The 24,294-nt window shown below is 45.9% G+C and carries 23 protein-coding genes; 13 read left to right on the plus strand and 10 right to left on the minus strand.

Annotation, left to right across the window (positions count from 1 at the left end; translation table 11 throughout):
• Positions 1-25: 25 nt before the first annotated feature.
• Genes G3352_RS30045 through G3352_RS30055 form a run of 3 tightly spaced genes read right to left on the minus strand, consistent with a single transcriptional unit; the run spans position 26 to position 2,436 of the window.
• A complete protein-coding gene (locus G3352_RS30045) occupies positions 26-757 on the minus strand; it encodes an ABC transporter permease (RefSeq protein WP_163761636.1) in 732 nt (243 codons plus the stop codon).
• 12 nt (positions 758-769) lie between these two features.
• Positions 770-1,519, minus strand: a complete 750-nt coding sequence (locus G3352_RS30050) for an ABC transporter permease (protein WP_163761637.1) — start codon at positions 1,517-1,519, stop codon at positions 770-772.
• A complete protein-coding gene (locus G3352_RS30055) occupies positions 1,519-2,436 on the minus strand; it encodes an ABC transporter ATP-binding protein (RefSeq protein WP_163761638.1) in 918 nt (305 codons plus the stop codon). The genes G3352_RS30050 and G3352_RS30055 overlap by 1 nt, the downstream gene beginning before the upstream one ends.
• A gap of 156 nt (positions 2,437-2,592) precedes the next feature.
• On the opposite strand from G3352_RS30055, the gene G3352_RS30060 reads away from it, so the two are divergent.
• The 10 genes from G3352_RS30060 to G3352_RS30105 all read left to right on the plus strand — a co-directional run bounded on the left by G3352_RS30060 (position 2,593) and on the right by G3352_RS30105 (position 13,179).
• On the plus strand, positions 2,593-3,306 hold the full coding sequence (locus tag G3352_RS30060) for a response regulator transcription factor (RefSeq protein WP_163761639.1): 714 nt from the start codon (positions 2,593-2,595) through the stop codon (positions 3,304-3,306).
• Positions 3,306-4,688 (plus strand): sensor histidine kinase, encoded by a 1,383-nt coding sequence (locus G3352_RS30065; RefSeq protein WP_163761640.1) that lies wholly within the window; start codon positions 3,306-3,308, stop codon positions 4,686-4,688. Before G3352_RS30060 ends, G3352_RS30065 begins: the two co-directional genes overlap by 1 nt.
• Positions 4,689-4,963: 275 nt before the next feature.
• Positions 4,964-5,146 carry a type A2 lanthipeptide gene (locus G3352_RS30070; protein ID WP_163761641.1) on the plus strand — a complete coding sequence of 61 codons (183 nt, stop codon included), beginning with the start codon at positions 4,964-4,966 and terminating at the stop codon, positions 5,144-5,146.
• A gap of 102 nt (positions 5,147-5,248) precedes the next feature.
• Positions 5,249-5,842, plus strand: coding sequence for a hypothetical protein (locus tag G3352_RS30075; protein ID WP_205525128.1), 594 nt, complete (start codon positions 5,249-5,251; stop codon positions 5,840-5,842).
• A gap of 23 nt (positions 5,843-5,865) precedes the next feature.
• Positions 5,866-8,646, plus strand: a complete 2,781-nt coding sequence (locus G3352_RS30080; protein WP_163761643.1) for a type 2 lanthipeptide synthetase LanM family protein — start codon at positions 5,866-5,868, stop codon at positions 8,644-8,646.
• Entirely contained in the window at positions 8,639-10,858 is a 2,220-nt protein-coding gene (locus G3352_RS30085; protein WP_163761644.1) for a peptidase domain-containing ABC transporter, read from the plus strand. The genes G3352_RS30080 and G3352_RS30085 overlap by 8 nt, the downstream gene beginning before the upstream one ends.
• A 187-nt stretch (positions 10,859-11,045) precedes the next feature.
• Positions 11,046-11,252, plus strand: a complete 207-nt coding sequence (locus tag G3352_RS30090) for a hypothetical protein (protein WP_113055244.1) — start codon at positions 11,046-11,048, stop codon at positions 11,250-11,252.
• Positions 11,239-11,520 (plus strand): hypothetical protein, encoded by a 282-nt coding sequence (locus G3352_RS30095; RefSeq protein ID WP_076290678.1) that lies wholly within the window; start codon positions 11,239-11,241, stop codon positions 11,518-11,520. The genes G3352_RS30090 and G3352_RS30095 overlap by 14 nt, the downstream gene beginning before the upstream one ends.
• An 82-nt stretch (positions 11,521-11,602) precedes the next feature.
• Positions 11,603-12,853 (plus strand): Tle-like phospholipase domain-containing protein, encoded by a 1,251-nt coding sequence (locus G3352_RS30100; protein WP_163761651.1) that lies wholly within the window; start codon positions 11,603-11,605, stop codon positions 12,851-12,853.
• 53 nt (positions 12,854-12,906) lie between these two features.
• Positions 12,907-13,179: a hypothetical protein gene (locus tag G3352_RS30105; protein WP_076290677.1), complete on the plus strand. Its 273-nt coding sequence runs from the start codon at positions 12,907-12,909 to the stop codon at positions 13,177-13,179.
• A 174-nt stretch (positions 13,180-13,353) separates the two neighbouring features.
• On the opposite strand, the gene G3352_RS30110 is transcribed toward G3352_RS30105, so the two are convergent.
• The 4 genes from G3352_RS30110 to G3352_RS30125 all read right to left on the minus strand — a co-directional run bounded on the left by G3352_RS30110 (position 13,354) and on the right by G3352_RS30125 (position 17,759).
• Positions 13,354-14,121: a YcnI family copper-binding membrane protein gene (locus tag G3352_RS30110; RefSeq protein ID WP_240343292.1), complete on the minus strand. Its 768-nt coding sequence runs from the start codon at positions 14,119-14,121 to the stop codon at positions 13,354-13,356.
• 274 nt (positions 14,122-14,395) lie between these two features.
• Positions 14,396-16,027 (minus strand): copper resistance CopC/CopD family protein, encoded by a 1,632-nt coding sequence (locus G3352_RS30115; RefSeq protein ID WP_163761645.1) that lies wholly within the window; start codon positions 16,025-16,027, stop codon positions 14,396-14,398.
• Between the two features lie 243 nt (positions 16,028-16,270).
• On the minus strand, positions 16,271-16,927 hold the full coding sequence (locus G3352_RS30120) for a response regulator (RefSeq protein WP_063566261.1): 657 nt from the start codon (positions 16,925-16,927) through the stop codon (positions 16,271-16,273).
• 1 nt (position 16,928) lies between these two features.
• On the minus strand, positions 16,929-17,759 hold the full coding sequence (locus G3352_RS30125; RefSeq protein WP_163761646.1) for a sensor histidine kinase: 831 nt from the start codon (positions 17,757-17,759) through the stop codon (positions 16,929-16,931).
• 302 nt (positions 17,760-18,061) lie between these two features.
• Here G3352_RS30125 and G3352_RS30985 point away from each other — a divergent pair, with 302 nt between their 5' ends.
• Positions 18,062-18,229, plus strand: coding sequence for a hypothetical protein (locus G3352_RS30985; protein ID WP_162842449.1), 168 nt, complete (start codon positions 18,062-18,064; stop codon positions 18,227-18,229).
• Between the two features lie 128 nt (positions 18,230-18,357).
• On the opposite strand, the gene G3352_RS30130 is transcribed toward G3352_RS30985, so the two are convergent.
• From G3352_RS30130 to G3352_RS30140, 3 genes are all read right to left on the minus strand, one after another.
• Positions 18,358-20,190 carry a bifunctional diguanylate cyclase/phosphohydrolase gene (locus G3352_RS30130; RefSeq protein ID WP_163761647.1) on the minus strand — a complete coding sequence of 611 codons (1,833 nt, stop codon included), beginning with the start codon at positions 20,188-20,190 and terminating at the stop codon, positions 18,358-18,360.
• A gap of 254 nt (positions 20,191-20,444) precedes the next feature.
• Positions 20,445-21,077, minus strand: coding sequence for a DUF5317 domain-containing protein (locus tag G3352_RS30135; RefSeq protein ID WP_163761648.1), 633 nt, complete (start codon positions 21,075-21,077; stop codon positions 20,445-20,447).
• Between the two features lie 239 nt (positions 21,078-21,316).
• The gene (locus G3352_RS30140) at positions 21,317-22,750 is read right to left on the minus strand and encodes a hypothetical protein (RefSeq protein WP_163761649.1); all 1,434 of its coding nucleotides are present in this window, start codon (positions 22,748-22,750) and stop codon (positions 21,317-21,319) included.
• A gap of 277 nt (positions 22,751-23,027) precedes the next feature.
• Here G3352_RS30140 and G3352_RS30145 point away from each other — a divergent pair, with 277 nt between their 5' ends.
• Together G3352_RS30145 and G3352_RS30990 are read left to right on the plus strand one after the other, a co-directional pair.
• On the plus strand, positions 23,028-24,059 hold the full coding sequence (locus G3352_RS30145; protein ID WP_163761650.1) for a BMP family lipoprotein: 1,032 nt from the start codon (positions 23,028-23,030) through the stop codon (positions 24,057-24,059).
• A gap of 32 nt (positions 24,060-24,091) precedes the next feature.
• Positions 24,092-24,294, plus strand: a 203-nt coding sequence (locus G3352_RS30990) for a hypothetical protein (RefSeq protein WP_205525129.1), incomplete at its 3' end; no start/stop codon positions are given.

The following is a 24,294-nucleotide window of genomic DNA, read 5'->3' on the forward strand; positions in this document are numbered from 1 at the left end:
TTGTGCTCCTTTGATCTCTGTAAATTTAGGACGATGCGATGTCTTTGTATTTCAGACGGCGGATGGACCAGGTAGCAAACAGAAGGATAAAGAGACAGTTCATCAGCAGAAATATGATATTCTCCGAGGAGCTCAGTCCTTTTTGGCTCAGTACACCCATGCCTATGGTTAACAGGGAATAGGGGAATAACATGCCAATTTTCAGTACATACATGCCGAGTCCCAGAAAAACCGCACACAGGCTGATGCCAATTGGCGTCGCGAAGCTCCGTATTCGTATCGATAACCCGAGTTGCAGTGCTGCAATGGAGATCGAGGCAAACCATCCTCGCAGGCTCCACACTAGGGTTTCCATGGGGAATGGACCCGGAATGGTAAACAGTTGTCCTGCTGTCCAGTACATGAGCATAAAGAAGGCTTGAGCTGAGAAGATCAGTATGCTGACAATAACCAATTTAGCCATAAACAGGCTGGTAACTGACAACGGAGAAGCCAGAATCATGTTCCAGTTGCGATTGCTGTGCTCCAGACGGCATACAAAGGCACAACAGATGGCGATCAGGATGGGCAGAAAGAATTCTCCATAAAATAAACTGACCTGTGTCCATAAGCTGTACCACCCGTTTTGCAAGGCAGCTTGATTGAAATAAAAGTTAAAGCATCCGATGAGCAGGCTGATGATAGGCAGAATTGCCAGTACCAGGCTGATCCGGGAATGCCGAAGTTTAAGCCATTCGGCGGAAATACTCCTCAGCATGCGGTTCCCTCCTCAAATCTCTTGTCTTGAAGCATGAATATTTCCTGCAAAATAGAAGATGACAGCCATTAACAAGGCGGCTATAAGAAGACCGACGGGCAGCATACCGGATACATAGGTACCTGAAGATGCGCTGTAAATGTAAGTGACCGGATTCAGATCCATGTAGTAGGACCAAATGAAAAGGTGACGAATACTTGCAGGGAACAACCCTGAAGTTGTCCCGATAAATCCGCCCAACATGCCCAGACAGAGTGCAAAAGCCTGATTGCGGACCGTAAGAGACAACCATTGCTGGAGAGCTGTTATTGCAAGCGTAGTTAACAGTGTCCCTGCTGCGAACTGCACAAGCAGGGAGAGTGGCAATGGTCCGGAAATATTTTTAGATAGACCAAAACCTACAATGAAGACAGCCTGCGCAATGATACCGTACAGGATCAGGCTGTTCGCACATATGTATTTGGCTGTGTAGACGTGATTGCGTCCGGTGTTGGTCGTCATTAGCATCTTCCACGTGTTTCCCTTATGTTCCATGTCGCAGATGCGGGATACAACGATAGCCGATATAATCGGCAGAAACAGACCGTTCATGGAAGCGATGCTGAAGATCAATGCTTCCCAGCTAGCATTGGCTGCACTCCGGGAGATGGAGATGCTCATGGACATGGAGGCCCAGATCATCTCTGCGGCAAGAAACAGAGTTAGCATGACCCAGATCTTTTTGCGACGGATTTTGAAATATTCCAAGGATAGAGCTTTCATTACAGGCTCCGCTCCTTTCCGGTCAGGTCGAGGAAAATATCCTCCAGACTTTTTTTGTGTTCCTCAATACGGATAACAGGAATATCGTGTTCTACCAGCACTTTATTCATCCGCGAAACTTCCTCATCGCGAAGATAGTCGAACACCAGCTGTTTTCCTTGGGCTTTGGGCATATAGCCTTGAGTCAGAAGGATTTTCTCTGCCCTTGCCGGGTCTGTGGTCTGAAAACGGATGGTAGCCCTGTTGTTGGCCTGAAGACTTTGCATTGTTCCCTGAAATAGCAACTTGCCATCACTGATAATACCTACAGATGTGGCAATCTGTTCGATTTCTGATAACAGATGGCTGGAGAGCAGGACTGTTATGCCATATTGACCTGGAAGGGACTTGATCAATTCGCGGATCTCACCGATACCAGCCGGATCAAGTCCATTGGTAGGCTCATCCAGGATCAGCAAGCTGGGGAAGGCGAGCAGGGCCATGGCAATACCGAGTCGTTGCTTCATGCCCAAAGAATACTGATCAGTTTGCTTGTGTTTTTGATTTTCAAGTCGAACAATTTTGAGAGCTTCGTCAATATTTTTGTTCGGCACATTCCGCAGTCGCTGCATGACTTTCATATTCTCGAGTCCAGTCAAGTGGCCGTAATAGGACGGGGATTCAATTAATGAACCAGTCTGGTTCAGGATGGACGGACGATGTTTATTCAGATCTTTGCCGAACACCTTTACAGTGCCTTCGGAGGGTTTGATCAAACCCAACAGCATTTTTAACGTAGTTGTTTTGCCTGCTCCGTTAGGGCCCAAGAAACCAAAAATCTGCCCTGTTTCAACAGCTAAATTAACCTGGTGTACGCGGTTAGTACCGCCATAAGATTTGGACAGGTTATGAGTTTCCACGATGGGGAAAGTGTTCATTATTGATCTCAACTCCATTTCACTAGTGTCTCTATTGCTCTAAATATAGATCAGACTTCTTGCTCGTGGCTGAAGATAACCTTACATTTACCTTAAATGAAAATGGAAAATATCGGGTGAATGCCTTTATCATGTATAATAAAAAGGGTGATGTAAATGGAATTAATGAAAAATAAGAAAATATTGATCGTTGATGATGAACCCGAAATACGGGAAATGATTGAGCGTTTTTTACGTAAAGAAGGTTTTTTTCGGGTATATACGGCCGATAACTTCGTGAATGCTCTGGCGGTATGCAGGCTTGAGAAGCCGGATGCTGCCATCCTGGATGTGATGCTTCCGGATGGAGATGGGTTCTCTCTGCTCTCTTCAATTCGATCATTCTCAGATATGCCCGTTCTGTTCCTGTCTGCACGTGGTGAAGATGAGGATCGACTGCTTGGTTTGGGGCTGGGAGCAGATGATTACATGGTTAAACCCTTTCTTCCAAGGGAGTTGATTCTTCGGCTGATGGCAATTCTGAAAAGGGTATATGCCTCTAACACGGTAGAGAGATTGCCTGTATTTCGTTTGGGTGGACAAATTGTTGATTTGGAGAGCGCTGTTGTGCAGGGGACAGGTAGGGAGCTTCCACTGACAGCTAAGGAGCACGCCATACTGATCAAGTTGTATGAGAATCAGGGCCGAATTGTAACCAGTGATGCATTGTGTCAAGCCGTATGGGGAGACGAGAGTTATGGTTACGAAAATACATTGATGGTGCATGTGAGGCGGATCAGGGAGAAGATCGAGGATGACCCGTCAAAACCGATATTTTTGCTAACCGTTCGGGGGCTTGGTTATAAACTGATGGTTCCGGAGTCTCGGTAATGGATGGCGTTGTTCGAATTCTAAGAAGATTTGTCGGGTCAACCATTCTTGTATCCGTGGTGTTGTTGCTTTTCAATCTGATTCTACTAGGTTCACTAATCTTCAAGGAAATTCATGAGGGGCCTTCCCCTGGTGCGGTTGTGAAGCAGGTTGCCAGTGGCCTGAGTAAGGGCGAGCAGGGAGACTATGCGTTAAAAAGCGATGGGATGCAACTGCTGGATACATATCAGGCATGGGCGATGCTGCTGGACCGGGAGGGAAAGGTACAGTGGAGCGAACGGCTTCCTGCCGAAATACCACGTTCCTATAATGTGACGGATGTTGCTAAGTTCTCTCGATATTATCTTATGGAATACCCAGTGTATGTGTGGGAACGTGAAGACGGACTCTTAGTGGTAGGCTACCCCAAAAACACGTATGGAAAATACCAGTTCGATTTTCTGGCAGAGTGGCTCAAGTCTTTGCCTGTTCGGATTGTACTATTATTGGTGTGTAATGTGGCTCTTGCTCTCTTGGTATCCGTGTTAATTGGAACGCGGGTGATACGTAGTATACGGCCATTGATTCATGGCATTCATGCACTTGCAAAGGAAGAACCCGTTCATGTCGAGACCAAGGGTATATTTAATGATCTGTCTCAAAGTATCAATTCAACATCCCGTATGCTTCAGGACAAGAATGACGCTCTTAAAGCAAGGGACGAAGCCCGATCCAACTGGATTGCAGGCATTTCTCATGATATACGGACGCCATTGTCAATGATTCTAGGTTACGCGAGTGAGTTGGAGGAACAGCCAGATTTGCCAGGCGAGCAGAAGCAGCAGGCATCCATTATCCGTCGTCAAGGTGAACGTCTGCGGTCACTGGTCAGTGATCTGAATTTGGTATCCATGTTGGAGTATGAGATGCAGCCTCTACAGTTGAAGTCGATTAGACTATCCGTTCTGGCAAGACAAGTCGTGTCAGATTTTTTGAACAATGACCTGGATGAACGTTATCCTATCTCACTCCATGTCCAGGACGAGAGTCTGCATGTTATGGGGGATGAGCGATTACTTTATCGTGCTGTAACGAATCTGGTGCAAAACAGTATTAGGCACAACCCGGATGGGTGTGAAATTGTGCTGGAAACACTACGCGCAACGGAGGATTTATTTTGTGAATTTGTGGTGTCCGATGATGGAAAAGGGATTCCTGAAGAATACCTGGACGATGTGGTGGTTCTCCCCTATACCGCAGGGCGTATACGGCCCTCCCGCCAGGGGCATGGTCTGGGACTTCCCATGGTAGCTAGGATCGCGCTGGCCCACCGGGGTAAGCTAATTCTGGAGAGCGAAAGTGGAGAAGGACTTAGGGCTGTATTGAAATTGCCTACAACTTAGAAAATACTTGTCTTTGGACAGGTATTTAAAATCATGTGCGGATAACAACTTAATAACGATACTATATTCTAATCATAGAGGAAGCTACTTTTTTGTAAAAATGATGGGGAAATCTAAAAAAAGGATTTACAAAAAATAGAAAAGCATGCTAGAGTAAGGACAAGAAATAATTACATATTTTAAATATTATGTAATTAAATGTATTTAAAATTCAATCCTGGTGTTTAGCTTTTTTAAGCTATACATATAAAAAAAATTGAATGGAGGTTTTATCAATGAAACACTTTAATCTCGAAGCATTGGGAGCAATCGAGGACATCAGTGATGACGAGCTTATGGTCATTACAGGGGCGGTATCGGTAGTTGATGCTCAAGCTAGCGGCGGTGTATTCTGTACGGTAAGTCATGAATGTCATTATAATTCGGTTTCACCTTCTTCCTGGCTGACTTGTTGTTAAATTTTACTCTCATCTTCAAGCACATAGCTGATTTCAGTTATGTGCTTGAATTTTTTATATGAGGTTTTGAGCACCAAACCATCAAATAGAAGGGGAGATAAAATGATGAGCATACAGGAGCAGTTAAATAACTCCCGCTGGAGTGATGCACTCTATTTAACGGAGAAATATAAGCAGTTTGTGCAGCAATATACACCCTCAGTTCCCGACGATATCGGGGAGGCTGTTACTGATATAAAAGAAGAAAATATAGTCGCTAGTGATCAGAGTGTAGACAAGTTTGTAGAGAAAACTTCTGATTCTGGAAGGATGCAGCTATGGCTCAACAAGTTTTTTCAGGATAAGGAGCATTTGTCAGACCGCTTTAGAGCTGAATCGATGAATGTGGATACGGTACAGGTTTTGTTTAACGATACGGACTTCACATACGAGTTTTCACAGACGCTCTGGCATCAGGAGCTCCGGAAAACATTTCTTGAGAATGAGCATCTAGAGATTGAATATTTTATTGAGGGTGATACGGAAGAAATTCCGTTTTTTGAGTTTTCCAGACCCTTTCTGCAACGATCGATTCAGATCATGACAGAAGGTTTGATTGATGGATATGACTGGCTGGACAAACGGCGTGTTACAGGGCTTGTTCTAAAGACAGTCTCGGATAAAGTATTCCACATGTCTGCCAAATCTATGAATTAAATAAAGCCAGATTGCAAGAGGAATTGCGAGGTGAGGATTCCCGGCAGCGATATCAGCACTTTGTGAGCCAGAAAATAAAGTCCAGAGAACAGATTATGACCTTTTTGTTGGAATATCCTGTTCTTGCTCGTGGTATTGTTGAGCACACTCTGCGTATCAGTATGAATATGATGCGTGTCCTAGAGCGCTTAACGCGAGATCGGCATGAACTGGAGTCCTTTTTTGAATTCAAACTGGATAAGCTGGAGGATATCGTATTTCTTGGGGATTCCCATAATGGTGGGGCCAGTGTATTACGGCTGAAATTCTCGGAAGGGGTCAATGTCATGTATAAGCCAAGGGACATGGCTATTGATACCGCTTTTGCTGGACTGTTGCAATGGTTTAACGATCAGAAGATCGGATTGCCATTCCGTATTGCCAAAACGCTGGATCGCTCCGAATATGGATGGCAGCAGTTCATTCCGTATGAGGAAGTCACCAGTCTGGAGGGAGTGGAACGTTTTTTTGAGCGGCAGGGTCAGTATCTGGCTATTCTGTATGCAGTTAACGCAACAGACATGCACATGGAGAACATTGTTGCCCAGGGTGAGCATCCATTCTTCGTTGATCTGGAATCGCTGCTGCACAATCAACCTTTCAAGTACACGGAAGAGAAGGAACATTATACGGCGTTGGAGAAGACCCTTTCCATATTAAATGACTCCGTGTTAAAAACTAGCATGCTGCCCACGTTGGACTCTAACGCTTTGTATCACAGTGATCTGAGTGGACTCGCTGGAGATGTGGATCAAATACTCAATACCTATGAGATTCACGATAAAAACACAGATACCATGAGAATAAAAAGAAGCAAGGTAAGTGTGAGTCGGTTCAGTCACCTGCCTTCTTATGAACATATACCAATTAAACCTGAGCGATATATCCAAAGTTTAAAGGAAGGTTTTTATCGCATATACAGTAACATCATGAAGCAAAAGGAGTTATTTATCTCGATAGTTCGCAATCAATTCCATGGCTGTGCTGTACGGACTATTGCTCGCCCAACGATTACGTATTTTACGCTGATCGAAGCCAGCTCCCACCCGAAATATCTCAGAAACGGGCTGGATAAAAATCTGTTGTTCGACATGATGTGGATCATTGTACGGCAAGATCGCAATCGTGAAAAACTGGTGAAATATGAATGCCATGATCTATTGCACGGAGATGTACCTATGTTCCAGACCATCATCGGTGAGAAAATTCTCTTTCACCACCACGATAACAAAGCGATTGATGGTGTATTTTCCACTGATATTCTAACGCAAACCGCGGATAAAGTGCGGGCAATGAATCAGCAAGATATGGATATGCAGTGGGAGTTTACTGAGCGGACCCTCCAGACCAAGTATGTTCTGGAACGCTCATTCGCCATGGAGAAGAGTACGGCAAGTGTGCGGCCGGAACGATTGATTGACCATCGAATACCTATGACTAAAGAAGAATATCTGCATGAAGCCGTAAGGATCGGGGAGTACATAAAAGATATTGCTATTATGGGAGATGAAGGTCACTCGGTGTCTTGGATCAGTATGGGTATGGATGCAGATGAGAAATTAATCTACAAATCTTCCGAGTTGGGGTTGTACAACGGGGTAACAGGCATTGCATATTTCTACCTTTATCTAAGTCAAGAGACGGGTGACCATAAATATATGCAGATGGTTGATCTATGTGTTCAGACAGCCTGGGAAATGATTCGCAAAAAAATAGATAAGAACATCTCATTGTTCACTGGCTACGGATCACTTCTCTATCTGCTAGTGCATAAAGCAAAAGTGTGTTTGGAACCGGGTATTAACCCTGATACGCTGGAATTGCTCGATATACTGGACGAGATGATTGATAATGATCAGCAATTGGATGTGATCTCAGGTTGTGCAGGCACTTTAATGGCATGTGTGGACATGTTTACAAGCTTTCAGTCGCAAAAAGCGCTGGACGTAGCTGTGCGATGCGGAGACCGCTTGCTGAAACTTGCACAGTCGATGGATCAAGGTATTGCTTGGGTGACATCAGCCATTAATAAAACACCACTTAGCGGCATTGCCCATGGGAACGCCGGCATCTGTCTGAGTCTGGCTCGTCTGTACAGTGCCACAGGCAATAAAGCCTATCTTGAAACCTGTATGGAAGGACTGAAGTATGAGGACGGCCTCTACAGTTCTGAAGTAAACAATTGGAAAGATCTGCGGTTTACAGACGGCAATATGCCAGAAGAACATTATGTCATGTACTGGTGTAATGGTGCACCAGGTCTTGGAATCGCCCGCATAGGGATAGCGCAGCATTTGAGCTCATTGGGAGCTATGGATACGATAGAGACAGACATCCGCAGAGCGGTAGCTAAGACAATGGAAGACGGTTTTACTGAAGTTAGCTATTCACTCTGCCATGGGGATATGGGCAATCTGGAGCTGATGCTGCTTGCAGCCGATTATTTGCAGGACGAAGCATTGGAGGAATACTCGTATCAGATGGCAGACTATATTGTGCAACAGGTGAGAAATGATAACCATCATTGGAGATGCGGGATTCCTGGTCGTCAGCAAATTCCAGGATTGATGCTTGGACTTGCCGGAATTGGCTATCAATTGTTGCGATTGTATAACCGTAAACTGCCTTCAGTACTTATGATGGAAGGGCCTGAACGCAAGGAAATGTGGGAGATAGTGCAGACATACGTTATGGAAACAGCATCTGCCCAGCAGCAGATGAACAACGCGGAACAGCCATCCCACTTGGGGCAGCATTATGCCTGAACGCCCTGTATTCCGTCGGCGCGAGAAGAGACAACGCAAAGTGCCTGTTAAACTACAAATGAATCAATATGATTGTGGTCCCAGCTGCTTGCATATGTTACTCGCATATCATGGCTACGAAGCAGATTTCACCGATCTGAAAGAACGTTTCGCGATGTTGGGGAACGGTCGGGATGGCAGTTCTATGCTCAAAATGAAAGAGGTTGCCCAGACCTATCACTTAAAAGGGATAGCCAAAAAAGCTCCAGTCGAATCGCTCAACAATAATTTCCTTCCAGTCATTTGTTTCTGGGAGGAAAGGCATTTTGTTGTGCTTGAGCGAATCAAGGCGAATGGTCACTTCATCATTGTCGATCCGGCTTTGGGAAGGCTGATAATCAGTAAGCAGGAGTTTGCGGAGAAATATTCAGGGATTTTTTTGCTCGTATATCCAGATGAGGGTTTTGTAGCCTTGTCCGAAAAAAAAATTAGTAAAGTGGCGTATTTCAAGGATTTGATTCGAAGTAACAAAAAATACTTTGTATGGACCGTTCTGCTCGCTCTGGGGCTGCAATTGGTTTCTGTGGCCTTCCCGTTCCTGATGCAAGTTTCAATCGATGCGGCCACAAGCGGTGAAGGATACTCGTTATTTCCTATTCTTATCACAAGTATTGTGCTGCTAACCGTATTCCAGATTGGCTTCAGTTATTTGAAGGATATGTGCATCGTACGGCTTCAGGAAGTACTGGATTCTCAGCTGACGACAAGCTTTGTCTCACATATGCTCAGACTGCCTTATCAATATTTCGAAATTCGCTCCCGTGGAGATCTGATGCTTCGGATTAATAGTAACACGACCATCCGGGAAATTTTGTCACAGAAGATGATCTCTACGCTGATTAATCTATTTTTAATTGTTGTGACATTAACGTATATTGTGATCCAGTCCCGTTTGATCGCTCTTACACTGCTTGGTATAGGACTGGTACAAATTCTTGTTTTTGTATACACCCGCAGCAGATTCAAGAAGCTGACACAGACCCAGATTGTCGCCCAGAGTCTGGCTGGATCATTCATGACGGAGGTACTGGAAGGCATCTCGACTATCAAATCACTTGGAATTGAAGAGCATACCGGGGAGAAATGGAGAGCGCTATTTAAGCGTCAGCTCGCAACCGTCAAGGAAAAAGCGATTTTTCAGACGAGAGTGAATACCGTGACAAACACGCTTAACTTTATGTCACCGATGCTCATTCTGTTGGTGGGATTATATCAGATTATGCAGGGGAATATGACCCTTGGCATGCTCGTTTCCTTCCAGTCTCTGGCCGCATTGTTTCTGGGTCCACTGAACTCGCTTGCCTTGATGCTGAACGAGTTCGTGATGGCGGATGCACTGCTTGATAGAATCCATGATGTCATTCAAGCTGAAGAAAGCAATAAATTCAAGAAGAAATCAACACCGGCCCTTCAAGCTGTGAAGCTAAATGGGGACATCACGATCGATCAGGTCAACTTCAGGTATACAGACTATGGTGAAGATGTGCTGAAAAACATCAATATTTCGATTAAAGCAGGGCAAAGGGTAGCTCTCGTTGGCAAATCAGGTTCAGGAAAGAGTACCTTAGCAAAATTGCTGGTAGGGCTGTATACTCCCACACAGGGAAATATCTATTTTGATGGATTGAATGCAGAAGAACTGGAACAACAGGAAATTCGCAGTCAGATCAGTATCGTGCTTCAGGATAACTTTGTCTTTAACAACACGGTTTATGACAACATCAGGCTGCATGCAGAAGAGTCGACGACGGAGGACGTAATGATCGCAGCGAAGCTGGCGGATATTCACGCCGATATTGAGAAGATGCCGATGAAGTATAACACACTGATCTCCGAGGCGGGTTCGAATCTGTCGGGAGGGCAGAAGCAGCGGGTAGCTCTCGCGCGAGCATTGGTGAGCAGACCGAAGATTCTTCTGTTGGATGAGGCAACCAGTGCTCTGGATACCGTTACAGAAGCAACCATTGCCCATAATTTGAACATGTTGAAATGTACCCAGATTATCATTGCCCACAGGCTAAGTACCATACGAAGCGCGGACACCATATATGTACTTGATGAGGGTGAACTCGTTGATGCAGGAACACATGATGAATTGATTGGACGGTGTGAACGGTACAATAGTCTCGTATATGAGCAGTTGGCTGAAACCGGGGTCAGACAGTATGGATGAAGTTAACGATTATGATGTTAACTGAAGAAAAAAAGCTTTCTTTTCTGCACAGGATGTGTTGAGGAGAAAGCTTTTTGTTGTATATAGAAAAACGGAGTAGTTAAAGTGATGCAAAAACAGTTGAATTGGGTAATGTACACCCGAATGCTCTAATGGAATCATTTAGGAACAAAGTTACATAAAAACGATGCCAACAGCCGATGTGATCATGTTGATTTTGTACTATGATGCAGTTAACAGGAGAATAGAGTGGATACAGGAATATATTTTAATGATTAATGAAAAAGAAAAGGTGATTGATAATGAGATTGAAGCGGCGATTCGCATGTATGTTTTTTTTGATCATACTATCCACTTTTATTTTGGGAGGGTGTCAGAACATGAAGGAAAGTGAAAAACAGGCCTATTTTAAAGAAGCGGAAGCAGAAGCCGTAAAATATCTGAAAAATAAATATGAACTAAATGTAGTCATCACAAATAAAGAGTTGTTACCCGAGATGGCGCTTGATTCTATAGCTATGGAAGGACATGTGGTGGAACATGAAGAGCAAGAGTTTACGATCTCGTACGACTATGAGGATAAAAAGATCAAAAATTTTGGCATGAGTCCGGCAATTAAGGAAGCGATTATAGCTAAGGGATATGATCCGTTTAACAAATAAATCATAATTCAGGATTGATTTTCTTGGAGGTGCAGAGGTTGTGAGTAATTCACCAAAAATTGATGATGAGACATACAACAAGATGTCTGAATTAGCATATGAGAATCTGAAATCAGGTATGGAGTTTGAGAATCTTCCTGGATGGCAAGTTCTTGAGGACACGCATGGAAACAAAAAATCCGGTTTTGATGCGGTGACCTTCTACAATCCGGAGACCAAACAGGCGGTTATCGCTTATCGTGGCACGGAGGGAAGTGCTTCGTTGGATCGCAGCGCCCCCGATTATTATGCAGACGCTCAAATCGGTTTGCCTGAGCTTGGTCGAAAGATCGAACAAAGTACGGATTTTACACCGGATTGGTTGGCAAATGGCATTCAGAAGGTAAGAGATGTTACGGGGATCACTACAGTCGAGAATGCTGTGGGAGAACTGGATAAAAAGCTGGATAAAACGTTCAGTCTGGGACCAAACCAGATGTATGAGGCGGAAGACTACGCCAATGATATGCAGAAAAAATACAAGGATCTGGATTTCTCGCTGACAGGGCATTCACTTGGAGGGGGAAATGCCCAATATGCGGCCGCATACACGGGACTCTCCGCAGTGACCTTCAGCGCGCCTTCTGTGATCTCCAGTCTCACACCAGAGGCGAAGCGAAAGGCTGAAGAGGGTGGGTTTGATAGCCAAATCATTAACTATGGGCATCCCGGAGATTTTGTGACCAGCGGCTTTTTTGGTGGATACGATCGTCACGTAGGTTCCATGTATTACATCAATTCGAACTATGAGGATATGAATGATGACATGGGCATGTGGGATAAAATCAGTAACACCTTTGGTGGCGAGGAGTACCACAGTCTGAAGCAGTATGAGTTCGAGAATGGCTATGTCTCCAACGATCTTTACGATCCGGTTACAGGCGAGCCCATCGGTTATTCCCCGCGTCAGCCGTCCAATGTCCTGTCTGATCTCGCAGCATTCATGCGGAACTTGGGTGGGCAAGCGGGCAGTCTTGCAAGAGGTATGGCCGCGGCAGCAGGAGTGTCTGGCCTGATTCAGGTAACGCCCGAGGAACTTAAAAGTGTCGCTGCCCGGTGGAAGCAAAATGCACAACAGTGTAATGCAGAGTTGAACATAGTACGGAGCCGGATGGCTCAATACTTGCATTCCAGCCGCAGTCGCAGACTTGAACCTATCGTCACTCATCTGGATGCGTCTATTAACGAATTGAGCACATGGCATATGAAGCATACGAGTCAATTCTTGAATTTTATCGAAGAGAAGGCGGAAGCATTCCGACAAGCAGATGAGAGTCAGGTCAGTTTTAACTAGAATTTTGCGTGGAGGGCCTGGCGATCGGCACTTACATAAGGGAGGGATCACGAGTGAGCGGACAATTGCTGGTAGAGCTGAATGATCTTCGGATTGCTGAAAAAGAATTGACCCAGCTGCTTGCCCGTCTCCAGGCAGATGAGCAGGAGGCGAGAAGCCTATACAATCGTCTTGACGACTGGAAGGGACAATCGGCCGATTATACAAGGCAGCAGATTGAAGCGTTCTTCGCAGGTCTGTCTGGACGGATACAGTCGATTGAACAACAGAAGAAGAGCTTGCTGCAATATATTGAAATCATGATCCAAACGGATCAGGAACGGTAGAGCAAAGAGCGGTAAGTGACGCTGTTCATCATCAGTGAGCGTAAGCATGAGTTTGAAATCGAAGTTAGCGTATGTATACAGATAACAAAAAGAAGCCTCGGCACATCGGGATAGACCCCGTTCGCCAAAGGCTCCTTTCTTTTTATGTCTACAGACAAGACTGCATTTTAGCTCTTAACGTTTTTTGCGGCGTGTTGCCAGAGCAATACCCAGGAAGGATAGGATCAACGCCAGAATGGATACGATCAGTGTTGCCTGTTGCAGCTTCAATGTGCCTGGGTCTGAATCCGTGTTGTTTGGCTCACCAGTAACGGTGTCGTTCAACGCGTCACCCAGTGTGGTATCGTCGTTTGCCTTCGTATCGTCACCCGTTGCTTCATCATCATGACCCGCATTGCCGGCTGTGCCTGCACTATCATGACCTCCGCCTGCAGCAGCATTACCTGCAGCAGCAGGATCTTGGCTGATTGCCGTGATACTGTGCGGGTTGCTGTCACTTGGTCCGCCTGTCCATTCCACGATGCTGCCATCGCTATAATACTGGAACGCATCCCAGGCTACTTCTGTTTCGGCATCCGGATTCTGCGCTACAAAGTTGAACTGCTGGAATTGACCAGCCAGAATTCCTTCGTTATCTCCGTCCACTTCCCAAGTGATTGACGTTACTTCATTGGAATCATTTTTTTCGGTAGTGATTTTCCAGCCTGCCAGTGGTTGGTATTGCTTGAATGCAACGCCTTGCGGTACTTTCAGCGTGACTTTGGTGGTAGGCAGCTCTTTTTCGGATGGAATCTTGATGCTATACGTCTGCCATGCACCTGTCTGTGCCACGGTTGGGTTAACGGTAACATGAGCGCTGGCGAATCCAGCAAACAGCATCAGTGCAGCAGCTCCAGCAGTAAGGCTGGATGTCAGTTTGGAAGTCCATGATGTTTTCTTCAAAATAATTTACCCCTCTCAATTCTTATCAATTATGTTTCGGCCCATTTTCTAAAATAAGTGCCTGACTTGCTGCAAAGTTACCGTTCCGGTTACGAATCGTTCTTTCAATCGCTGTTATTCCCAGATTTTTTGATCCACTTTATAAGTGGAAATCCGGGAATAAAGGCGAACGTTGCACTTCTCCAGAATCGATTTCGTCCCCTTCACTACAATTGCAGCTTGTTGAGGCACTGATTTTAGATTGAGTCGCGTTTCAAATCTGAATCGGTTATATCTACGGATTAGCGGTGTCGATCTCAAATTCAGTATCCAGCGAATCCAGAGATCGGGTTAACAGATGCACCTTGATGTTCCAGCGTCCTGGCATGGAGATATATTCTTCTGCCTCGTATACGCCAGTATCATTTTTCGGAATCGTGATCTCGTAAATGCCCATATCCATATCCAGGTGGGTTAGTGACAATGTGATCTGTTCCAGATCGTTAACTGTAGTGCCGTCCGGTTTCTTCACGTCGATCTTGAACTGATTCTCTCCGGTACGATTGGGACTTACCTGAAGCGTAATTGTGGTTCCGCCATCCATAGTCTGCACTTCTTTATAAGGTCCAGCGACTGCCGGCTGTCCGGGAGACAAGTGTGTCAGCACGGCAGCCAGCGCAAGAACGACGGCTCCGGCAATCAGTTCGGCCTTGAGGCTGCCAGCGAGTCGGTTGCCGCTGCTTACACGTGCCATTCTGGCATGACGCCAGGCCAATACAAGCATTACAACAAGCAAGACAACTTTAGCGATAAGCACGAGACCATACGCCGTTGTGAACAGGGATGTAAGTATAGGTACAGGCAAAATGATCAGACTGCTGTATATCCCCGTAGCGACGAGAGCAGCAACAGCACCAATACCCCAAGCTGTAAATCGTCGGATCGCCGTCCAGTAGACCTCTCCTCGCACCGTGGAAGGCAGTTTATCCGCGAGCGGAGGTAGACACACAGCCATGGCGGTTAAAGCGCCGATCCAGAAAGCGGCTCCGATCAGATGAACGAAGTCCATTGCAATGGCGAGTGTGCGTTGTTCCGCTGCAGCTGGATGTCCTGTCATCGCATGAGTGAACAACCAGCCAAGAACGAGAATCAGTGATCCGTATGATGACCAGATCCGGATACGCAGCGAGCGATCCCGGTCATATCCGGAGAGGATGGTAACCGCCAGCAACATCACAATGAGTATCTGTACCATCCAGATCTGGCCAAATGACGTCAATTTAAGTGCACTGCTCATCAGTGCCCAGCTGAACTCCCCGATGGAAACGCCTGATTCATACAATGTGTTCAGAGGCAGGCTGATCAGAGCGGCAACAGAAGCGGCGCCATAACTGATCCATAACAACCTATAGCTTCTTGGCACTTCCAGTGGTTCTCTCGCCATGGAAGCAGGCGCAATTCGAAACAGCAGGAAAGCAAGTGTGCCCAGAATCACAGACAATCCCAGATATTGAATCCAGTCGGTCAGCGACAAAATCCATTTTAACGGTCCGCCAACCTGGCCTGAGCCTGAAGTTAAATCAGCGAGACCAGCAGGAGCACCAGAGGGTTCCCCAATATGAAACACATAGGCTCCCTGAATGGGGTGACCATCCGCAGATACAGCCTTCCAATTCACGGCGTAGGTTCCATTTCCAAGTCCGGTCCGCAGTCCGGTCTCCAGGATATGAGGACGATCCTCATCGACATGCACATTACCGTCATCTGCTTGTGTTCCGTCAGGTCCGGTGATTTTAATATCAAAAAAGGCCGTCTGCAAAGACTCGTTGAACTCGAGAGTCAGGCGTTCAGGTGCAGTCGCAACCAGTTCATTTTCACCTGGTGAGGCCTGCACGATATAAGCATGGGCCGATGCCCATTGTGGCATAACAAGGCAAAATAATAACATCAGGGCGCCCATCAATGCCCAGTGCCGTTTGCCCAATTTCGTGGTGAACCTACTCAAAATCAAAAAATCATCACCCTTAGGTCTAGAATTGTAAGTCATTCTTTGTTATCCGAGCATAATCTATACCATTATAACTTTGTCCAAAATAACACCGTATGACTACATTGGGCTATAAAAAAACGAAATGATCCATAGAATTGTGACAAAAACATGAATGCATCGCTATTTGCGCAGCTTACGGCCTGCCAGTCCGCTTTCCAATGCATAGCGGGTTAATTGCACACGATTTTCGAGATGCAGTTTCTGTAAAATATTCTTCAGATGATTTTTCACCGTTTGATCCGAAATGCCAAGTTGGTCGGCAATCTCACGATTGGTATAACCCGCAGATACCCATTGCAGGATCTCTAGCTCCCGCGTAGTCAGGGGATTATCGGGTACATCTTCCGTGCGAGGTGCAGGGAACTCCTGAAGGATTCGATAGGCAAGTTCCTTGCTCAGGGGTGCATCATCACTGACGATGGCGCGAAGGTATTCAAGCCAAGTGGAGGGGGACAGATTTTTGAGCAAATATCCTTGAGCTCCCTGCTTCAGTGCTTCGAACAGGTACGTGACATCATCCGATACAGTGACCATGACGATAATGACATACGGAAAGCGCAGTTTGATCTGACGGGTGGCTTCCAGCCCATCCATATCCGGCATTTGCACGTCCATCAGAATAAGATCGGGCATCCATTGCCCGGTAAGCTCCAGTGCCTCCAGTCCAGTCGAAGCGGTACCAATAACTTCAAACAGGCTGTCCTCGGATAAAATACTACAGATCGCCTCACGCGCATGCGCGTGATCATCGACAACCAATACCCGTACAAGTTCCATATTAAGCATGCCCCTTTCCAATGGTTATTCTTGTGTAACCTGGCCTTGAATCAAGGGCGAAAGACCAGCCCATCTGAGCTGCACGTTCCTTCGTAATTCGCAAGCCGTATCGGTCCTTCAGGTGCAGTGGATCCCCGCTCACACCAACTCCGTTATCCTGAATGAAGATCGACCAGACAAAAGGTGTCCCTTCTGCAATCACTCGAATATCTGTAGCCCCGGCATGTTTGCGTACGTTAAGTAGTGCTTCCCGAATGCAGGCGAGCAGCTCTACCTGCTCCTTTGGGGAGAAGAAGGTGCTGTCCAGACCCCATTCCAGACTCGCTGAAGGAACCGTCTCCTCTATAAGTAATTCCACCTGTGACAGCAGGGAGGTTCCCTCCGGTACTGCCGCTTGTCCAGGGACGTAGCGGAGCTGGGCGATGGCCTGCCGTACGTAAGTGTTGACCTCATGTACGGTTTTGCGTATTTCCTGAATTTCATTCTCGTGACCGCTTCCAGCCATACTGCGCTCGGCCTTGTCTGTTTTTACCGACAGGAGAAAAAGTGATTGCGAGATACCATCGTGAAGCTCGCGGGCCAGTTGGTCCCGAGCTTCGAGTGCCACTTTGGAAGCACGCTCCTGCTCCAGAGCGGCCCTGGCACTTTCCAGCATTTTAAATAAGCGACTTAGCAAGGTGACACTTATGAGGTACAGGATAAGTGGGGTAAGCCAGTTGCCCACATCCATGGAAAGGTAGGGCATCAGGAATTGGTGGCGGATGTATTCCCAGAGTCCCACCGTGAATGTGGGAACCAGTAGAATCATCCATTTAATCTGTTTGTATGACATGAGTACAGAACTCCTTTGAGATAAGGTCCATTTATATGTATCCGTTTCAAGGGCTGGCATCATTATAACGCATGCTTGCTTCAGACCCTAGTCTGGCTTTCTTCGGAGGAAACTCGGGTGTATAAGGGAGCATTTAGAAGGATATCTAAGAACAACATGGGGTGAAATTATGTCACGCAGGGTGAGCCTTGATGAGTACAGGTGAGCGGGGCTGTATCCATTTTCCCTATAGGAGAAGGTCCTCTATACTTATATAGAACACAAATTCATTACAAAAGATGTTAAGGAGTGAACGCAACAACATGAATCAAGAGGTATTGGAACGTCGCAGCGAGTTGCTTAAGAAGAACATTCATCAAATGCTTCTTCAAGACAATCAGCACGGAATCAGTCGTCAGGATAACATGTTTTTGCAGCAGATGATTAAAGAGCTGCATCAGACTTCACATGAGATGAATACCACTCGATAAAGCAGAATCTGCACAAGAATGAAATAGTCTGGTGCATGATTCATTCCATGATGAACATGAAAATGGCGCTATCCCCGATTATGCCGGGGGTAGCGCTTTTGGCTTTGTAAGGGAGAATTCTGCGGGTATTACACAAGTTGTTGCTGCACCGTTCGTTTCTGAATATATCGGATGAACAGTTCGGCTAGCTCGGGATCGAACTGAGAACCGGAGCACAGCTGTAGTTCCTTGATTGCTTCATCCACATTTTTCGTTTCCTGATAAGGTCGCTCTGTCGTCATTGCGTCAAAGGAATCAATCACCGTGAGCATCCGGCACAACCGTGGAATCTCACTACCTTTTAGACCATAAGGGTAGCCAGCCCCGTCATATCGTTCATGATGCAATTCGATATAGGGAATGAGATCGGCAAAACGCTCGTTCGTCATGGCCATTTTTTTGCCCCAGGTGACATGACCCTTGATCGTTTCCCATTCTTCAGCAGTAAGTTTTTCTTTCTTATTCAGGATAGACCACGGAATTTCGAGCTTTCCGATGTCATGAATTAGAGCGCCCAGTACAAAACTCCGCTTCTCCACATTTTCGAGTTCCAGCAACTCACTTATATCGAGAGCATACTTATATACGCGTTTGGAATGTTTGAATGTATCCATATCCTTATATCTGAACAAGTTGAGCTGCTGCTCAATGTCGCGCACATCCTGCACCAGATCAATCTCTTGCTCCATGCCATCATTACTGCCGTGGCGATGCACATTGTTTTTGCCCTGTTTTTTGGCATAATACAGTGCTTTATCCGCCTGATCCACAAGTTGTGACTTGTTGTACATATCGATCTCATAACGAGCAACACCTGCGGAGAAGGAGAGACAACCGTGCGGAAACACTTCAACCCCTTCAAAAGGTGTGTCGTTCAGCTGCTTGCGCAGCTTGTTCATGAACGCATAAGCCTCGTCCAGCTCCATGCCTGGCATGAGTAAGGTGAACTCTTCTCCGCCGTAACGAAAGGCGGTAATGGGGGTGCCTTCCGTCTTCCGACTGAGGAAATCTCCGAGAAGAGCCAACAGGCTGTCACCCTGGAGATGACCGAAGCGGTCGTTATACTTTTTGAAATCATCAATATCGATGAGTCCCAGCGAAAGCGGGGTTCCCTGAGAACGGGCGTTACCAAGCTCGGTTTCCAGCATACTTTCAAAATGGCTGTGGTTAAACAAACCTGTGCGTTGATCCGTATTCGCCTTTTCCTCAATACTTTGATACATCACAAACAGCTGCTTGAACGCATGCGATAGCAAAATGCTAAGACTGAGGTAGAGCAGCAGACCGAGAACACCGTTATGCACAACGAGAATAGTCAGCACAAGCGCCAAAATCAATGTACATAAATAGACGAGCAGCGATTCGGTAACGAACACACGCTTCATCTGCTGTAATGCATCCTTTGTTGAGAAATGAAAAAACAGGCCTAGCGTGATTGTGTTGATGATGAAGTAGGCTGCAAGTGCCGCGAAATAGGGCAGCAAGTTATATCCATCCAGTGCTCCCGGAATTCCTCCAGTCCAAGTGAATACATAAGCCGCTCCTGCAATCATAAGGCTATAAATGCTGAAATTGACGATATGTTTCCACCAAGTGAGTTTGCGATCCTTGATTAACAGAATGAGGGAAACAGGCAGCAGTACAGACAGACTGAATGCACCACCAAACATGAAGATACAGGCGAGGTACACGGAAGAGTCCATGGATTGCTGATTGCCTTTGGGCGGAATTTGAAACGTGAAATAATCCAAAATCAGCGCCGCACCAAGCATCGTGTATACCATTACCCATTCGTCAGAGGATAGATGGAGATAAGACCACTTGTTCATATACAGAAAAATACCGATGCCGGTGCAGCTAAGCAAGACGACATACATGCTGCTCCGATCTGCTTTATGGATAAGGTTACGAATAAAGTTCATAAAAATTCTCCTGCTTGGTTTAGTCTGCTCTTGATGTGAATATATCGGCTTGTACTATATTGATGTATAACATAACAAGTTACCTCCCAAAAATCCAGAAAGAAAAAACAGGCCGCTGGCAGCCTGTTTGTCTTGGTTGGCGAAGTATATGTACTAGCCGCCCAGCTTGTATCCCGAAGTCAATGCAACAACGACAGAAGCTACGATGATTGCGTTGATGACGAGACGAGAATATTTAATGCCTTCGAATTTTTTCATGGAAAAGACCTCCCTTCCTTGGAGTCTGTCCGAATCTCTTCAGGCCTGATGGAATTCACTGGCTGCAAAGCTCCTCCGGTTCGATTCACCATCATGTACTGGATAAACAGGAATATGCCAATGTTCATGACCACATCGCCAATGCTGATCACTTGAGTCCGTGGATAAGGGCTGGACAGCGGGATGATATCACCTAGGAATGAAAGATGTGTGGAAGCATCCATCATGTAGTGCTTCGATACCGCTCCACCTTCGCGCAGCATATCCACATAATAGGGACCAAGAACAGCAGAGGCTTCCACAGATACCGGCATACGCCCACCGTTCACCGCCATGACGATGAAATTGAGAAAGACACCGATCCAGATTAGGGTAAAACCCTTGTAATGTCGATTAAGCCACAAAAATGCTAAACCTGTGACATAAACGGCAGCAAACAGGTATCCGTTGATAGATGCAACCCAATCAAGCCTTTCCTGCAAGAAAAAGATGAAGAACTGGGCCAGCAGCAATAGCGGAAAAATCCATCCGCCTCGCAGCTTGAGTGCTGCAAACTGGTGGAGACCATACCGAAATCCTCCCCGGAACAGTCCAACGATCAAGCCGAGCAGAATGCCGTCGTATACCATGATTAACTCCTGTCTTACAGATATGTGTAAATGTGATTGCGTGTTTATGTACCTATGTTATTCGACCTTTTACTGGTAAATCCTGCAATGGAATTTATTTTTTTGAGAAGAAATTTGTAAAAAGATAAATAAAAAACCGTCTCTACGAACCAATGGGTCGAATCCATTGTAAAGTTCGGTAAAGACGGCTTTCTATTATGTCAAATTGCGAGCTTTAATTCACCTAGCATATGTTCAGTTTATTCCGATTCCCCGTTGAGATAATTGAAGAACGGGTGGTCAACCCAGAAGGTATAACTGGAAATGTCCGCATCAGGTGCAAGCTTACGGAATCCTTCCTGAATCGCCTTGGAATTTTCCTTAAGGGAGAAGGATTGTGCGTAATAGTTGCCAAGTGAAATTTTATTGTTAGCAATGACCGGATATTCCGCGAGAGCAGTCGGCGAATAATAGAGCGGCTGCCACCAGGAAGCATGGATCAAGGCAGAGGTGTCATCGCTATTCTTTTTGGCATACTTCAATATAATATCGTTGAAGCGGGCTTTGTCCGCTGTGTTATTGAACTCGAACTGAATGTCATATTCTTTGGCGTAGGCGATGTAGTTGCCATTCTCGATCTGGGTTACTTTGTAATCCGGTGTTTCTTTGGGTTCTCCCCATTCCTTCAAATAAATGAAGGCAGATGTCTTCGGCTGGAACTGTACGTCGGCATCGATGCCTTCACTGCGCAACAGTCCAATCAACTGCACCGCGTGTTTAATATCATCATGTCCGTAAGTTAAAGTCAGTTCATCGATGAAGTTGGAATCAAAGCGACTATCCTTAAGATTGTAACCTGTGACGAGATCATTCCGCAGAGCTTGATCCACAATGGTCCGCAGTTCCGGTGCTTCTATTAAATCAGCCGTGCGATAGGCAGCGTACAATTTGGAGTAAATGTCAGCGTCGCCGGAACGGCCAATTTCATTTTTATATTTACCCTGACTGGTCAATACCCGTCCAAGCAAAATGTTGGTAAAATCGGAACTGGCTTCGCCACCCTTGCGGAGAGCGGGGTACAGACTTTCCGGGATCAGACCTGTATCAATGGCAGCGGCCAGTTCCTGCGCGGCTTGTCCCTGAACGCGGCTTGGGCTAATGCCCAGTTTCGAAAGTGCTTTTGCTGTTTTTTCTTCAGGATATGTATAGGCCAGCTCTTTGAATCCGGCTGCTTTGACTGCGATGAAGACAGCAGCATAAGTGCTCAGTTGGTCATTGGCACGCACTTCCGTACCGGATAGGATGCCGTTGTTATATAAGGAAACGGCAGCTTTATAAGCAGAATCATTCGATTTCAGATCAGTAAAGGCTGGGGCCTTAACTTCACTGTTACTTGCTTCATCTGTAGCAGGAGCAGCTTGATCGGCTTCAAGAATGGTAGCAATCGCCTTGATGAAGTCACCCTTCGTTAATTGTTTCGGCAATTGGATATTGTATTTGGCTTGCAGGAATTGGGTGTAATCGGCTGCACTCTCGGTATAGACTGAAGGAGCTTGTGCTACCGGTCCTTTAACAGCCTGTGAGGTCGTTTGTCCGGCGGGAGTGGCGGATACCGAAGCGGGCAAGCTGAGGCTGCCGAGTGTAACCGGAGCGGCGAGTAGAGCGGCCAGTGCGATCTGGGTGATTTTTTTCAAATGAATAGCCTCCTCAAAATAGGGTTGGAAAATAAATAAGATTGCGTTATAATTCTGACAAATCCTATCTGAATATAATAATTGGATTGACTTTAGCATGGAGCAGCTCTGGATGTCAACGGAAAAAACCTTGGTTTAGAGAGGCTTCGGAGGCTCTGTCGAAGGCAAATCAACTATTATATTCCATTTAGTGTATCCGCTCAAAGATTTATTGACAAGGATCGACAGTATCCGCTAGGATTATAAAAAAAGAATAGTGAAAAGGGGAATTTTCAAAATGAAAAGAGGTTTATCGTTCGTCTTATCGATCATCATGTTGGCTATATTGCTGGCGGCTTGTGGAAATTCTGGTTCCAAAGACGAACAATCGGCCCAAGGTGGCGACAGTGAAAAATCACTGCGCATGGCGCTTGTACTTCCTGAAAAAATCGGGGTAAACCCGTTCTTCGTACAGATGGATGAAGGTTTCAAAAAAGCAGGTGAGGAATTCAAGGTAGATACCAAAACAATTGAATCCACTGACCCGGCTGCATTTGAGCAAAACCTGCGTGCTGCAGTTGCTGAAAACTATGATTTGATCATTACAGCGACATTCCAGGCAGAAGATGCATTGAAAAAAGTGGCTGCTGAAAATCCGGACAAGTCCTTTGCTATTGTGGACACAACGGTTGATCTGCCTAACGTTCGTAGCGTTGGTTTCCATGAATATGAAGGAGCGTATCTACTTGGTGCAGCTGCCGGACTGTCTACGAAAACAGACAAAGTCGGTATGATTGCCGCGATGGACGTTCCATTGATCAAGAAATATACAGAAGGCTTCAAAGCTGGTCTGGAATCAGTTAACCCGAATGCGGAATTCCTCGTGAACTACGTTGGTGGATTTAATGACCCGGCCAAAGCAAAAGAGCTGGCGTTGGTACAATTCGGCAAAGGTGCTGACTTCATCGCTGGAGCATCCGCTGTAGGTGATCTGGGCGTATTCGAAGCCGCGAAGGAAAAAGGCTTCTATACTTCCGGTCAGGATACAGACCGTACCGTTGAAGATCCGGAACATATTGTATTGTCTCAATTGAAGTCGACCGATACGGTTGCTTATCAGACAGTGAAGGATTTTGTAGAAGGAAACTTCAAAGCAGGCGCTGTGAACTATGGCTTGAAAGAAGATGGTGTAGGCCTGACGTATGTAACTCGTGATAGTGAATCTCCATTGAATGCTTTTGTTGGACAAGAGGTTATCGACAAGGTTAAAGCAATCAAGGATGATATCGTATCCGGCAAAATCGTTGTGAAAGATCCATTGCAACAGTAGTACTCTTTGTTCAATAGGATTGAGTGATTGAGTTGATCAGCCGGCTGCCCGATCAGGCAGCCGGTTTTGCTGCTATTACAATGAACTATATATGTTCAACTGAACATTTACACGAGAACGTAGAGGATAGAAAAAACCTGGAGAAGCGTAGTGTTCGCCTTTATCCCCGGATTTTCCCTTTTGGAGAAAAAAATAAAAAAAATCTGGGGATAACAGCGATCGGAAGGTTGTTCTG

This window comes from Paenibacillus sp. ALJ109b (genome assembly GCF_010747435.1).
GTDB classification, from domain to species: Bacteria; Bacillota; Bacilli; order Paenibacillales; family Paenibacillaceae; genus Paenibacillus; species Paenibacillus taichungensis.